General features: G+C 37.2%; 9 protein-coding genes and 1 tRNA gene. All 10 read left to right on the top strand.

Annotation, left to right across the window (positions count from 1 at the left end):
• Positions 1 to 29: 29 nt before the first annotated feature.
• On the top strand, positions 30 to 1,235 hold the full coding sequence (gene tuf, locus VUJ46_RS12090; protein WP_326981027.1) for an elongation factor Tu: 1,206 nt from the start codon (positions 30 to 32) through the stop codon (positions 1,233 to 1,235).
• 52 nt (positions 1,236 to 1,287) lie between these two features.
• Positions 1,288 to 1,358 (top strand) — tRNA-Trp (locus tag VUJ46_RS12085).
• Positions 1,359 to 1,370: 12 nt separating this feature from the next.
• The gene (gene secE / locus VUJ46_RS12080) at positions 1,371 to 1,577 is read left to right on the top strand and encodes a preprotein translocase subunit SecE (protein ID WP_039369543.1); all 207 of its coding nucleotides are present in this window, start codon (positions 1,371 to 1,373) and stop codon (positions 1,575 to 1,577) included.
• A gap of 21 nt (positions 1,578 to 1,598) precedes the next feature.
• Positions 1,599 to 2,141, top strand: a complete 543-nt coding sequence (nusG, locus tag VUJ46_RS12075) for a transcription termination/antitermination protein NusG (protein ID WP_267402179.1) — start codon at positions 1,599 to 1,601, stop codon at positions 2,139 to 2,141.
• A 1,944-nt stretch (positions 2,142 to 4,085) separates the two neighbouring features.
• A complete protein-coding gene (gene rplK / locus VUJ46_RS12070) occupies positions 4,086 to 4,532 on the top strand; it encodes a 50S ribosomal protein L11 (protein WP_072955489.1) in 447 nt (148 codons plus the stop codon).
• An 11-nt stretch (positions 4,533 to 4,543) separates the two neighbouring features.
• Positions 4,544 to 5,236: a 50S ribosomal protein L1 gene (gene rplA, locus VUJ46_RS12065; RefSeq protein WP_027380917.1), complete on the top strand. Its 693-nt coding sequence runs from the start codon at positions 4,544 to 4,546 to the stop codon at positions 5,234 to 5,236.
• A gap of 18 nt (positions 5,237 to 5,254) precedes the next feature.
• A complete protein-coding gene (gene rplJ, locus VUJ46_RS12060; RefSeq protein WP_326981026.1) occupies positions 5,255 to 5,848 on the top strand; it encodes a 50S ribosomal protein L10 in 594 nt (197 codons plus the stop codon).
• A 44-nt stretch (positions 5,849 to 5,892) separates the two neighbouring features.
• Positions 5,893 to 6,258, top strand: a complete 366-nt coding sequence (gene rplL / locus VUJ46_RS12055; RefSeq protein WP_326981025.1) for a 50S ribosomal protein L7/L12 — start codon at positions 5,893 to 5,895, stop codon at positions 6,256 to 6,258.
• A 1,195-nt stretch (positions 6,259 to 7,453) separates the two neighbouring features.
• Complete coding sequence (rpoB, locus tag VUJ46_RS12050; RefSeq protein WP_326981024.1) at positions 7,454 to 11,275, top strand: DNA-directed RNA polymerase subunit beta; 3,822 nt, start codon at positions 7,454 to 7,456, stop codon at positions 11,273 to 11,275.
• Between the two features lie 107 nt (positions 11,276 to 11,382).
• Positions 11,383 to 15,648, top strand: coding sequence for a DNA-directed RNA polymerase subunit beta' (gene rpoC, locus VUJ46_RS12045; RefSeq protein WP_326981023.1), 4,266 nt, complete (start codon positions 11,383 to 11,385; stop codon positions 15,646 to 15,648).
• Positions 15,649 to 15,721: the final 73 nt, after the last annotated feature.

Raw genomic sequence — 15,721 nt, 5'->3', positions numbered from 1 at the left:
GAAAAACAATAAATAAATAATTTTAAATCATGGCAAAGGAAACGTTTAATCGTAACAAACCACACTTGAACATTGGTACTATTGGTCACGTTGACCATGGTAAAACTACGCTTACAGCTGCTATTTCTGCTGTATTAGCTAGCAAAGGTCTTGCTGAGAAAAAAGACTTCTCTGCAATTGACTCTGCTCCAGAAGAAAAAGAAAGAGGTATCACTATCAATACTGCTCACATCGAATACGAAACTGAAAAAAGACACTATGCTCACGTTGACTGTCCAGGTCACGCCGACTATGTTAAAAACATGGTAACTGGTGCTGCTCAGATGGATGGAGCAATCGTAGTATGTGCTGCAACTGATGGACCAATGCCTCAAACAAGAGAACATATTCTACTTTGCCGTCAGGTAAACGTACCTAGAATTGTTGTTTTCATGAATAAAGTTGACATGGTAGATGATGCTGAGTTATTAGAGCTTGTTGAAATGGAGCTTAGAGACTTATTATCTACATATGAATTCGACGGAGATAACTCTCCAGTAATCCAAGGTTCTGCTCTTGGAGCACTTACTGCAGCTACTAACGGTGATTCAGAAGATAAGTGGTTCAAAACTGTAGAACAATTAATGGATGCAGTTGATGAGTGGATCGAAGAGCCTGTAAGAGATACAGATAAGCCATTCTTGATGCCAATCGAAGACGTATTCTCTATTACAGGTAGAGGTACTGTAGCAACTGGTAGAATCGAGGCTGGTGTTATCAACACTGGTGATCCAGTTGATATCGTAGGTATGGGTGAAGAGAAATTAACTTCAACTATTACAGGGGTTGAGATGTTCAGAAAGATCCTTGACAGAGGTGAAGCTGGTGATAACGTAGGTCTATTGTTGAGAGGTATTGAAAAGACTGACATCAAGAGAGGTATGGTAATCGCTAAGAAAGACTCTGTGAAGCCTCACAAGAAATTCAAAGCATCTGTTTATATCCTTTCTAAAGAAGAAGGTGGACGTCACACTCCATTCCACAACAAATACCGTCCTCAGTTCTACGTAAGAACTACTGACGTTACAGGTGAGATCTTCTTGCCAGAAGGTGTAGAAATGGTAATGCCTGGTGATAACTTAGAGATCACTGTAGAATTGTTACAACCAATCGCTCTTAACGAGGGTCTTAGATTCGCGATCAGAGAAGGTGGTAGAACAGTTGGTTCAGGTCAGGTAACTGAAATCTTAGACTAATCATCTTAAAATAAATAAGCTTCCGAAAGGAAACTCTCGGAAGCTTTTAACTACGGGCATCGTCCAATGGTAGGATACCGGTCTCCAAAACCGTTGATCAGGGTTCGAATCCTTGTGCCCGTGCAAATAACAATTATGAGTTCATTTATCGATTTTTTAAAAGGTTCTTATAACGAATTCAGACATAAAGTTGAATGGCCGAAATGGGCTGATCTGCAGTCATCTACAATCGTAGTTACTATAGCAACCGTTATTTTGGCATTATTTACCTTTGGGGTTGACGAATTGTTTTCAAAAGCAATAAGCAACATAATAGGAATGCTAATCAACTTGTTCAATTAATAATAAAAGTATTTTCCCATAATGAGCGAATTGAAATGGTATGTGCTGAAAGCAATCAGCGGACAGGAAAATAAAGTGAAAAACTATATTGAGACAGAAATCAAGCGTTTAGGGTTTGAGCAGTACGTTACTCAGGTGGTTATTCCTATGGAAAAGGTAATTCAGATTAGAAACGGAAAAAAAGTTCCTAAAGAAAGACCTTACTATCCTGGATACCTAATGATAGAAGCAGATTTAATGGGGGAGATTCCACATGTTGTTAAGAACATCCCCGGAGTTATTTCTTTCTTAAGTTTAACGAAAGGTGGTGATCCTGTTCCAATGAGAAAGTCTGAAGTGAACAGAATGTTGGGAAGAATGGATGAACTATCCGAATTTGCAAGTGATGTTGAAATTCCTTACGTAGTAGGAGAAAACGTTAAAGTAATTGACGGACCATTCAATGGATTCAACGGAACTGTAGAGAAAATTCTTGAGGATAAAAAGAAAATCGAAGTATCTGTTCTTATCTTCGGTAGAAAAACTCCAATGGAGTTAAGCTACATGCAAGTAGAAAAAGTGTAAATAATATACTTAAATATATAAAGACTGCTGTAAAGCGGTCTTTTTTTGTGCAATTACCTGAATTCTGGATTCTTGATTTTTCCAGAACAAGCCTAAAACGGATCAAGTACAAAAGTTGGGGACTAAGCAAAAATTTTAACTCATCAGAATGTTTTTTGTTACTCTCGCAGATTTTGCAAATGATGCAGATTTTTTCCTTACACTTTACATATTGAACACCAAGGCTCCCCAAGTTTTTTGACAACTACCCATTTGTAATGCTCATCAAGCAGTTCTATTGATAAAAGACCGGAAAGGTGAAGCAAGGAAAATCAACGATATCATCTGTGAAAATCCGTGATATCTGTAGGAAATCAAAATATTGGTGCATTCGTGGCAAAAAAATATCTAAAGAATTTCTCCCCAAGTTTTGAAACTGATCCAATAAAATTTGTGCATTCGTAGCGATAATGTCCACCCTTCAATTTTATCTCTGATAAAATCCTTGCGCCTTAAAAACATAAAGCATTAAAAAATATCTTTGCGACTTCGCGAAAAACCAACATAGGAAGCATTATCTGCGGTCTGTGTGAAATAAAAATATTCGGGATTTCGTGGCAAAAAAATATCTAAAGAATTTCTCCCCAAGTTTTGAAACTGATCCAATAAAATTTGTGCATTCGTAGCGATAATGTCCACCCTTCAATTTTATCTCTGATAAAATCCTTGCGCCTTAAAAACATAAAGCATTAAAAAATATCTTTGCGACTTCGCGAAAAACCAACATAGGAAGCATTATCTGCGGTCTGTGTGAAATCAAAATATTCGGGAATTCGTGGCAAAAAAATATCTAAAGAATTTCTCCCCAAGTAAGCTTATCCTGTTTTCTTTTTGAATTTCCCTTAAAAACCCCAAGGAGTTAAATAGGACTAGCGTGGGGTGTTAAGTATTCCATGATGTTATAACCCTAACAGGGGTAAATAATGTAAAGGAAATTTCAAAGATTAAATGGTATTAGATCGTTTGAAAATTAAAGTAGGAGCTTGATTTTATTTCCCATGAATTTCGGAATTTCGCAATGATACTATTGATCTATTTTGATCCATTATCTGCGAAATCTGAGCGATCCGCGGGAAGTAATATATTTCGTGCATTCGTGGCGAAGAAAAGCTGCTATCACGTAGCTATAACAATTTCTTTCCCAAGCTTTCAGAATGTTCCTGGTTTTAGCGAATGTGAAGTGCATTGCAAACCAGCTCATTTTATGTCTGTATACATTTGTTCTAGGTTATTGTTTTAAATTAAAATTGAATATTTAGCGATTTATTTTAGTTTTGAATAGCAGAAGAAAATATTTATATTATTCTTAAATGCGTCGTTTATTTAATTTGTTTTTAATATTTGATGAGTGTTTTATTGTAAAATTTTCATCACTAAACTAAATTAAGTGATTTCTATTGTGTTTTATATTAAATCACACAAGTATGATAAAATTCTAATTTAGAATTTATTATTTTGAAATTTTTTATATTTCCATTAATTTTGAATTTTGTAAATAATCTCTTATAGCAGGGGATAGGGTGGGCTGATTTGATCTCTTTTAAAAATTATTTTTATAGGTTGGGATTCGTTTATTTTGATCTGATATAGAAATTTTTTTAATCTGTTGGGCATAAGAAGGTCTAATTCCAGAAGGAATCGGCGGACTGCCTGGTATATGAAAGTTTTTAAGTATTATAATTACATTTCTATCTGAGTTTTTAAATGTAGGTGGCTTCCTTATATCGAGAGTATAAGGAAGTTTTTTATAATCTTTCTAAAAATCAATTATTTCCGTTTGCTATTTAAAAAATATTTCATACTTTTGCAATCCGAAAAGTAGATTATCTGAGGTGAGATATGGATAATCTGCTGAATAATAAATGCTTCCAAACTCATTAATTATTCAAATTTAAAAAACAAACAATGGCTAAAAAAGTCTTTAAAATGGTAAAGCTTCAGGTGAAAGGTGGCGCAGCTAACCCTTCTCCACCAGTAGGTCCAGCATTGGGTTCTGCAGGTGTGAACATCATGGAGTTTTGTAAGCAATTTAACGGAAGAACTCAAGATAAGCCAGGACAAGTTTTACCTGTAGTAATTACAGTATACGAAGACAAATCTTTTGAATTCGTAATTAAAACTCCTCCTGCAGCAATCCAGTTAATGGATGCGGCTAAAATCAAGGGTGGTTCTGGAGAACCTAATAGAAACAAAGTAGGTGCTGTATCTTGGGCTCAGGTTCAAAAGATCGCTGAAGACAAGATGACTGACCTTAACTGCTTTACATTAGATTCTGCTGTTTCTATGGTTGCAGGTACTGCAAGATCTATGGGATTAAGAGTAACAGGAACTAAACCAACTTTTAACGCTTAATACTTAAAGAAATGGCAAAATTAACTAAGAAGCAAAAGGAAGCTTTAAGCAAAGTAGAAAAAGGAAGAATCTATAACCTTGAAGAAGGTTCAGCTCTTGTAAAAGAAGTAAACACTGCAAAGTTTGATGCTTCTGTAGACATCGCTGTAAGATTAGGGGTAGATCCTAGAAAAGCAAACCAAATGGTAAGAGGTGTTGTATCTCTTCCTCACGGAACTGGTAAAGATGTTAAAGTTTTGGCTTTAGTAACTCCAGATAAAGAAGCTGAAGCTAAAGAAGCGGGTGCTGACTATGTAGGTCTTGACGAATATTTACAAAAAATCAAAGACGGTTGGACTGACGTTGACGTTATCGTTACTATGCCAGCTGTAATGGGTAAATTAGGACCATTAGGTAGAGTATTAGGACCAAGAGGTCTTATGCCAAACCCTAAATCAGGTACTGTAACTATGGAAATTGGTAAAGCAGTAACTGAAGTAAAAGCAGGTAAAATTGACTTCAAAGTAGACAAATACGGTATTATCCACGCTGGTATTGGTAAAGTATCTTTCGATGCTGCTAAAATCAAGGAAAATGCTCAGGAATTGATCTCTACTTTGATCAAAATGAAACCAACGGCTGCTAAAGGTACTTATGTGAAGTCTATCTATTTGTCTTCTACAATGAGTCCTGGTATTGCAATCGATACTAAATCTGTTAACTAATAATAATTCCTTAAGACAATGACAAAAGACCAAAAAGTTGTAGCAATACAAGAGATCAAAGACTTGCTTCAGGATGCAAAAGTAGTATACGTAGCAGATCTAGACGGATTGAACGCTGCTAAGTCTTCAGAATTCAGAAGACAGGCTTTCAAACAAAATATCAAAGTAAAAGTTGTAAAAAATACACTTTTGCAAAAAGCAATGGAGCAAATTGAAGGAGTAGATTACTCTGAAATGTTCCAAACTTTTAAAGGAAACTCTGCATTAATGATTTCTGAGACTGCAAACGGTCCAGCTAAATTAATCCAAGGGTTCAGAAAGAAAGAAGAAAAGCCAGCATTGAAGTCTGCTTTTGTTCAGGAAACTTTCTATGTTGGTGACAACAACCTAGACGCGTTGGCAAACATCAAGTCTAGAGAAGAAATGATCGGTGAAATCATCGGATTACTTCAGTCTCCAATTCAAAGAGTTGTTTCTGCTCTTCAAAACAAACCTGAAACTGTAGAAGCTAAAGCTGAAGAAGCTGCTCCTGCTGTTGAAGAAAAAGCTGCTGAGGAAGCTCCAGAAGCTCCTGCTGCAGAAAGCACTGACGAAACGCCAGCTGCTGAATAATTACACTCAAAAAATAATCAATAATCAACAAAAACATTACAACAATGTCAGATTTAAAAAATTTAGCTGAAACGCTAGTAAACTTAACAGTAAAAGACGTAAACGAATTAGCTACTATCCTTAAGGATGAGTACGGAATTGAGCCAGCTGCTGCTGCTGTAGTAGTTGCTGCAGGTGGTGGTGAAGCTGCTGAAGAAAAGACTGAATTCGACGTAATTCTTAAGTCTGCAGGTGCTTCTAAATTAGCTATCGTTAAATTGGTAAAAGATTTAACTGGTGCTGGTCTTAAAGAAGCTAAAGACATCGTAGACGGAGCTCCTTCAGCTATCAAAGAAGGTATCTCTAAAGACGAAGCTGAAGCTCTTAAGAAGCAATTAGAAGAAGCTGGTGCTGAAGTAGAATTGAAATAATTCTAGGTTTACCTAAAAATATGAAGCCTGAGTATGTAAGTACTCAGGCTTTTTTGTACTTTAGATATTGATGGAAATATTGTATGTTCTTAATCTTGAACAAGCGAAACCGCTTTGTAGAATAAACAAATTTAAACCTCACAGGTTTTTAAAACCTGTGAGGTTTGAAAAAAAATGCTTTTATCGGATCAAGCGCAAAAGTTGGGGACTAAGCAAAAAAGTTTAGATCATGTAAGATGTAATTTTTTGCTCTCGCAGATTTTGCGAATAATGCAGATTCTTTTCCTTACACTTTACATATTGAACACGAAGCCCCGCCAAGTTTTTTGACAACTCCCGTTTTAAGTCTCACCAAACCTTTCTACCTATAAAAGACCGCAAAGGTTAAACAAAGAAAATCAACGATACCATCTGTGGAAAATCTAAAGGCGATCTGTGGGAAATAAAAATATTCGAGCATCCGTGGCGATAATATGCAGCCCTCAATTTTATCTTTGATAAAATCCTTGCGTCTTAAAAACATAAAGTATTAAAAAATATCTTTGCGGCTTTGCGAAAAACCAACAAATAGAGCAGGATCTGTGGGGAATAAAAATATTCGTGCATTCGTGACAAAAAATACATCTAAACAATTTCTCCCCAAGTTTTGAAACTGATCCCTTTTATCTTTGAAACGGCTTTATGAAACTAAAAAAAGTAAGAATAGAAAAAGAAACTTAGCGCACTTCGTGTTCAGAATAATCAAGATATTTTCACAAAAAAAATATTCACACTTTTCCCATCAATAAAGACTTTCTTATTATTAGGAAGGTGCAAATTAGTATTTTAATACTGCAACTATTGTAAATATGAATAAATTTTTGTAATTTTGCTCCTCTTTTGGCGCTAAAAATTGTATATAAATCTGTAAAATATTAGAAATCAACTCTTTCATCAGAATGAAAGGGCTTTCTTGTATATGGATGTTATGGCGATCCTTGCCTCAAAAGTAATAAAAATATTTTGCATTACGCTGTGAAAAGATATACCAGTGTTGCAATATAGGAATAAGATTCTGGGAATCAAGAAGAAAAATTAAAGGCTATTCTTAATAGCGCCAAACATTATAAGGTCTTTAGTTGTTTCTCCATCGCAGTTTTATTATTTCTGATATTTTTTTAATCAAAATATTTTTTAACCCTTTCTTAAAAGTTTTATGAGTAAAACACCAGCAACAACCAGGGTAAACCAGAGAGTTAACTTCTCTTCAGCGAAAGGAAAAATTATCACTCCAGACTTTTTGGATATCCAAATTGAGTCTTTCAGTGAGTTTTTTCAGCTAGATACCCTTCCGGAAGACAGAACAGACGAAGGTTTGTATAAGACTTTCCAGGAAAACTTCCCGATTACCGATTCTAGAAACCAATTCGTATTGGAATTCTTAGATTATTTGGTAGATTCTCCACGTTATTCAATCGATGAGTGTGTGGAAAGAGGATTGACGTATTCAGTACCTCTTAAAGCTAGACTTAAATTGTATTGTACAGACCCTGAGCACGAGGATTTCCAAACGGTAGTTCAGGATGTATATTTAGGTCCGGTTCCTTATATGACTCCATCTGGTTCATTTATCATTAATGGAGCAGAGCGTGTTATCGTAACTCAGTTACACAGATCTCCGGGTGTATTCTTCGGACAGACTTACCACGCAAACGGAACAAAATTGTATTATTCAAGAATTATCCCTTTCAAAGGATCTTGGATGGAATTTACAACGGATATCAACAGCGTAATGTACGCGTATATCGACCGTAAGAAAAAATTACCATTAACGACTTTATTAAGAGCAATCGGTTATGAATCTGATAAGGATATCCTTCAGATCTTCGACCTTGCTGAGGAAGTGAAAGTTTCTAAAGCTGCCCTTAAAAAAGTAGAAGGAAGAACATTGGCTGCGAGAGTATTGAACACTTGGTTCGAGGATTTCGTAGACGAAGATACAGGTGAGGTAGTTTCTATCGAAAGAAACGAAATCATCTTGGATAGAGAAACTATTCTTGAAAAAGAACATTTAGATCTAATCTTAGATGCTGGTGTGAAATCTATCTTGATTCACAAAGAAAACAGCAATGAATTCTCTATCATCCAGAATACATTACAGAAAGACCCTACGAACTCTGAAAAAGAAGCAGTAGAGTACATCTACCGTCAGTTAAGAAATGCAGATCCGCCAGATGAGGAAACTGCAAGAGGAATTATCGAAAAATTATTCTTCTCTGAGCAAAGATATTCATTAGGTGAAGTTGGACGTTACAGACTAAACAAAAAACTAAACCTAAACATCCCGACTGCAACTGAAGTTCTTACAAAAGAAGACATCATTGCAATCGTAAGACACTTAATTGAGTTAGTAAACTCAAAAACAGATGTGGATGATATTGACCACTTATCAAACAGAAGAATTAAAACTGTTGGTGAGCAATTGGCAGGACAGTTCGGTGTAGGTCTTTCAAGAATTGCAAGAACGATTAAGGAGAGAATGAACGTTAGAGATAACGAAATCTTTACTCCGCTTGATCTTGTTAATGCTAAAACTTTAACATCAGTAATCAACTCGTTCTTTGGTACCAACCAGCTTTCTCAGTTCATGGACCAAACCAACCCGCTTTCAGAAATCACGCACAAGCGTAGACTTTCTGCACTAGGGCCTGGTGGTTTATCAAGAGAAAGAGCAGGTTTCGAGGTTCGTGACGTTCACCATACTCACTACGGAAGAATTTGCCCGATTGAAACTCCGGAAGGACCAAACATCGGTTTGATTTCATCTTTAGGTATTTATGCTAAAATCAACAGACTAGGTTTCATCGAAACTCCGTACAGAAAAGTAGAAGATGGTAAGATTGATCTTGCTGCAGATCCTATCTACTTAAATGCTGAGGACGAAGAAGACAAAGTAATTGCTCAGGCAAACGTTGAATTGAGCGATAACGGTGATTTCTTAACAGACAGAATTATTGCAAGATTGGATGGTGACTACCCGGTAGTTGAGCCAGCTCAGGTGAACCTAATCGACGTTGCACCAAACCAGATCTCTGGTATTTCAGCTTCATTGATTCCTTTCTTGGAACATGATGATGCGAACCGTGCGTTGATGGGATCCAACATGATGCGTCAGGCAGTTCCTTTGTTGAAGCCACAAGCTCCAATCGTAGGTACAGGTCTGGAACAACAAGTTGCGAGAGATTCAAGAATTTTGATCAATGCTGAAGGTAGAGGTACTGTAGAGTACGTAGATGCTGACAGAATTGTGATTAAATATGAAAGAAGCGAAGACGAAGATTTAGTACAATTCGAGTCTGCTACTAAAACATATAAATTAACTAAGTTCAGAAAAACCAACCAGAGTACAACAATTACCCTAAGACCAAACGTAAGAGTAGGTGATGTAGTGGAAAAAGGACAAGTACTTTGCGACGGTTATGCTACTGAAAAAGGAGAATTAGCTCTTGGTAGAAACTTAGTGGTTGCGTTCATGCCTTGGAAGGGTTACAACTTTGAGGATGCTATCGTAATCAACGAAAAAGTTGTGCGTGAAGACTGGTTTACTTCAATCCACGTAGATGAATATTCTCTTGAAGTTCGTGATACTAAATTAGGTATGGAAGAGCTTACAGCAGATATTCCTAACGTTTCTGAAGAAGCTACTAAAGATCTTGACGAGAACGGTATGATCAGAATTGGTGCTGAAGTGAAGCCTGGAGATATCATGATTGGTAAAATTACTCCAAAAGGTGAATCTGACCCGACTCCTGAAGAAAAACTTCTTAGAGCAATCTTTGGTGACAAAGCTGGTGATGTAAAGGATGCTTCATTGAAGGCAGACTCTTCATTAAGAGGTGTTGTTATCAACAAAAAATTGTTCTCAAGAAACATTAAAGATAAAAAGAAGAGAACTGAAGAAAAACTTAAACTTGAAGAGATTGAAAACACTTACAAGGCTAAGTTTGATGATTTAAGAAATACTTTAATTGAAAAATTAAATATTCTTGTTAGCGGTAAAACTTCTCAGGGAGTTACCAACGACTTAGATGAAGAGATCATCAGCAAAGGAGTGAAATTCACTCACAAATTATTGACTTCAGTTGAAGATTATGTTAACGTAAGCGGTTCTGACTGGACAGTTGACAATGACAAAAATGAATTGATCAAACAATTAATTCACAACTACAAAATCAAATTCAACGATATTCAAGGGGTTAAAAACCGTGAGAAGTTTGCACTTTCAATCGGAGACGAATTACCAGCAGGTATCATGAAGTTGGCTAAAGTTTACATCGCTAAGAAACGTAAACTGAACGTAGGAGATAAAATGGCAGGACGTCACGGTAACAAAGGTATCGTTTCGAGAATCGTTCGTGAAGAAGATATGCCATTCCTAGAAGACGGAACACCGGTAGATATCGTATTGAATCCACTAGGGGTACCTTCTCGTATGAACATCGGTCAGATCTATGAAACAGTTCTTGGATGGGCTGGTCAGAAATTAGGATTGAAGTTCGCTACACCTATCTTCGACGGAGCTAGCTTAGAACAGATTACTGAATATACTGAAAAAGCAGGAGTTCCTAAATTCGGTCACACTCACCTTTATGATGGTGGTACCGGAGAAAGATTTACTCAGGCTGCAACAGTAGGTATTATCTATATGTTGAAGCTAGGTCACATGGTTGATGACAAAATGCACGCACGTTCTATTGGGCCTTACTCATTGATTACTCAGCAGCCGTTAGGAGGTAAAGCTCAGTTCGGAGGTCAGAGATTCGGAGAGATGGAGGTTTGGGCACTTGAAGCATTCGGTGCATCGAATATCCTAAGAGAAATCTTGACTGTGAAGTCGGATGACGTGATTGGTAGAGCGAAAACTTATGAAGCAATTGCTAAAGGTGAATCTATGCCTGAACCAGGTATTCCAGAATCATTCAACGTATTACTTCACGAGTTACAAGGTCTTGGATTAGACGTAAGATTGGAGGAGTAAATTAAGATTTAATTATAAAAATTAAAGTATTAATTAACTCCGAGATATAAGAGCGAAAGTAATTTTTAAATCTTTCAATCTTTAATCTTTTAATCAAAAATAAAATTATGTCAAATAAAAATAAATCAAGTAGATTTAATAAAATAACCATCGGTTTAGCTTCACCGGAGTCTATTTTACAAGACTCAAGAGGGGAGGTTCTTAAGCCGGAAACTATTAACTACAGAACGCATAAGCCTGAAAGAGACGGTTTGTTCTGTGAAAAAATCTTCGGTCCTGTAAAGGATTACGAATGTGCTTGTGGTAAATACAAGAGAATTCGTTACAAAGGGATCGTTTGTGACCGTTGTGGTGTAGAAGTTACGGAGAAAAAAGTAAGAAGAGAGAGAATTGGGCACATCAACCTTGTTGTTCCTATCGCTCACATCTGGTATTTCCGTTCTTTACCGAACAAAATCGGTTACCTTTTAGGAATTCCTTCTAAGAAATTAGATATGATCATCTACTACGAAAGATATGTAGTGATTCAACAAGGTATTGCTAAAAAATTAGACGGTTCTGATTTCGAAAACATGGAGTTCTTAACTGAAGAAGAGTACCTTGATATCATGGAAACTCTTCCGATCGAGAACCAATATCTTGACGATTCTGATCCAAACAAATTCATCGCTAAAATGGGTGCTGAAGCTGTTGAGGAATTATTAAAAAGAATCGACCTTGATGCATTGTCTTTCGACTTGAGACACAAAGCTCACAACGAAGGTTCAAAACAAAGAAGAACTGAAGCGCTGAAAAGATTGAACGTTGTAGAAGCATTGAGAGGTGCTAATACAAGAATGATCAACAGACCAGAGTGGATGATTATGCGTGTACTTCCAGTTATCCCACCAGAACTAAGACCATTGGTTCCATTGGATGGTGGACGTTTCGCTACTTCCGATTTGAATGACCTTTACAGAAGAGTTATTATCAGAAATAACCGTTTGAAGAGATTATTGGAGATCAAAGCTCCTGAAGTAATCTTGAGAAACGAGAAGCGTATGCTTCAGGAATCAGTAGATTCATTATTCGATAATACAAGAAAATCTTCAGCAGTAAAATCTGAATCAAACAGACCATTGAAATCACTTTCTGATTCATTGAAAGGTAAGCAAGGTCGTTTCCGTCAGAACTTATTAGGTAAAAGGGTAGATTACTCGGCGCGTTCGGTAATTGTTGTAGGTCCAAACTTACAGCTTCACGAATGTGGTATTCCTAAAGATATGGCTGCGGAACTTTACAAACCGTTCATCATTAGAAAACTAATTGAAAGAGGTATTGTAAAAACAGTAAAATCTGCAAAGAGAATTATTGATAGAAAAGAACCAGTAGTATATGATATCCTAGAAAACGTGATGAAAGGTCACCCTGTTCTATTGAACAGAGCACCTACGCTTCACAGGCTGGGTATTCAGGCTTTCCAACCTAAGATGATCGAAGGTAAGGCAATCCAACTACACCCGTTAGTAACAACGGCATTCAACGCCGATTTCGACGGTGACCAGATGGCGGTACACTTACCGTTAGGTCCTGAAGCGATCCTTGAAGCTCAGTTATTGATGTTAGGTTCTCAAAACATCTTGAACCCTGCAAATGGTTCTCCAATTACGGTACCTTCTCAGGACATGGTTCTTGGTCTTTATTTCATGACTAAAGAATTGAGCTCTACAGAAGATATGAAAGTAAAAGGTGAAGGTCTTGCATTCTATTCTCCTGAAGAAGCGGAAATCGCTTATGCTGAAGGTAGAGTATCTTTAAATGCTAAAGTAAGATGTAGACTTCCGGTAAAAGAAGACGGTGAAATCGTAACTAGATTAATCGAAACTTCTGTTGGTAGAATTTTATTCAACCAAATCGTACCTAAGCAGTCAGGGTATATTAATGAGCTTCTTACGAAGAAATCATTAAGAAATGTTATCGGTAAGATCCTTGCTGATACAGATTTCCCTACAACTGTGAAGTTCTTGGATGCAATGAAGGATTTAGGTTATTCAAACGCATTCAAAGGAGGTCTTTCTTTCTCATTAGGAGACATCGTAGTTCCTGTTGAGAAAAAACAAATGATTGCTTCATCTATTGAAACTGTAGACGAAATTAGAGCTAACTATAACATGGGTCTAATTACCGATACAGAACGTTATAACCAGGTAATCGACGTTTGGACAAACACCAACGCTGGATTAACTGAAATGATCATGAGCAGAATGAAAGTTGACCAAGGTGGATTCAATTCTGTATACATGATGCTTGACTCTGGGGCGAGGGGTTCTAAGGAACAGATCCGTCAGTTATCAGGGATGAGAGGTTTGATGGCGAAACCGCAGAAAGCTGGTTCTACCGGTGCGGAGATCATCGAAAACCCGATCCTTGCAAACTTTAAGGAAGGTCTTTCCATCTTAGAATACTTTATCTCTACCCACGGTGCTCGTAAAGGTCTTGCGGATACGGCTCTTAAGACTGCCGATGCAGGTTACTTAACGAGAAGATTGGTAGACGTTGCACAGGATGTTATCGTTACAGAAGACGACTGTGGAACTCTAAGAGGTACAGAAGTTACTGCACTTAAGAAAAATGATGAGATCGTTGAAAAGATCTCTGAAAGAATCTTAGGTAGAGTTTCTCTTCATAATGTTTACGATCCTGAAAGTGATGAATTAATCGCTGAGGCTGACCAGGTAATTACTGAGCAATTAGCTAAGAAAATTGAGGCAGCAGGATTAGAAGCTGTTGAAGTACGTTCACCACTTACTTGTGAGGCTAAAAAAGGTATCTGTGCGAAATGTTATGGTAGAAACCTAGCAACAGGTAAGATGATCCACATGGGTGAAGCAGTAGGTGTTATCGGTGCACAGTCAATTGGGGAGCCGGGAACTCAGCTTACGTTGAGAACCTTCCACCAAGGGGGTACCGCAGGTAACGTTTCTGAAAACCCTTCAATTGTTGCAAGAAGAGATGGTATCGTAGAAATGGACGAAGTAAGAACAATTACTTCTGAAGATGAAAACGGTAATACAGCTGAGGTTGTAGTATCTCGTTCAACAGAATTCAGATTAGTTGCTGATAATGAGTCTAGAACTCCATTAATGGTAGCTAACGTACCTTACGGATCTATATTATCTGTAAAACCAGGTGATAAAGTAAGCAAAGGTGATACAATCTGTAGATGGGATCCGTATAACGCGGTTATCATTGCAGAAACTTCAGGTAAGGTAGAATACGAGGATATTATCCAAGGTATTTCATTCCAACTTGAAATTGACGAACAAACAGGATTCGAAGAGAAAGTAATCTCTGAATCTAGAAATAAGAAAGCCGTACCTACCTTGAAGGTGGTAGATTCTAAAGGAGTTGAGCAGAAAGCATACAACTTACCGGTAGGAGCCCACTTAATGGTAAACGATGGTGAAAAAATTAAGGCTGGTAAAGTTTTAATCAAGATCCCAAGAAAATCTGCAAAAGCAGGGGATATCACCGGAGGTCTTCCGAGAGTTACCGAATTATTCGAAGCAAGAAACCCTTCAAACCCAGCGGTTGTTACTGAAATCGACGGGGTAGTTTCTTACGGAAAAATTAAGAGAGGTAACCGAGAATTGATCGTTGAGGCTAAAACTGGTGAAAGAAAAATTTATTTAGTTAAATTATCAAACCAGATCTTGGTACAGGAGAATGACTTCGTAAGAGCTGGTTCGCCACTTTCTGACGGTTCAATCACTCCAGACGATATCTTAAGAATTAAAGGTCCAACGGCGGTTCAGGAATACTTGGTAAACGAGATTCAGGAAGTTTACCGTCTACAAGGGGTAAAAATCGACGACAAGCACTTCGAAATCATCGTAAGACAGATGATGACAAAAGTATCTATCGTTGACGGAGGTGATACTCAATTCCTTGAAGGAGCTCTTGAACACAAATATGACTTCTTAGAAGAAAACAACAGAGTATTTGGTCTTAAAGTAGTTGTAGAAGCTGGTGATTCTAAAATCTTCCAGCCAGGTCAGATGATCACTGCAAGAGAATTAAGAGACGAAAACTCTAAACTGAAGCGTGAAGATCAAGCATTAGTTCAAGTAAGAGAAGCTTTACCGGCTACAGCAACACCTGTACTTCAAGGTATTACAAGAGCGGCTCTTCAAACTAAGTCATTCATGTCTGCGGCATCGTTCCAGGAAACGACTAAGGTTCTAAACGAAGCGGCTGTTGCAGGTAAAATTGATGATCTGAACGGTCTTAAAGAAAATGTAATTGTAGGACACAGAATCCCTGCAGGTACAGGTCTTAAAGAATATCAGAACGTAATCGTTGGTTCTAAGAAAGAATTCGAAGATCTTAACTAAATTTAATGATTCGGAAATTTGAGGTTTGAAATTATTTTTATATTTTCACAACCTCAAAATTTCGAATAAAAAA

The organism is Chryseobacterium sp. MYb264 (assembly GCF_035974275.1).
Classification (GTDB): Bacteria; Bacteroidota; Bacteroidia; order Flavobacteriales; family Weeksellaceae; genus Chryseobacterium.
This window is presented reverse-complemented; position numbering and strand designations above follow the sequence as displayed.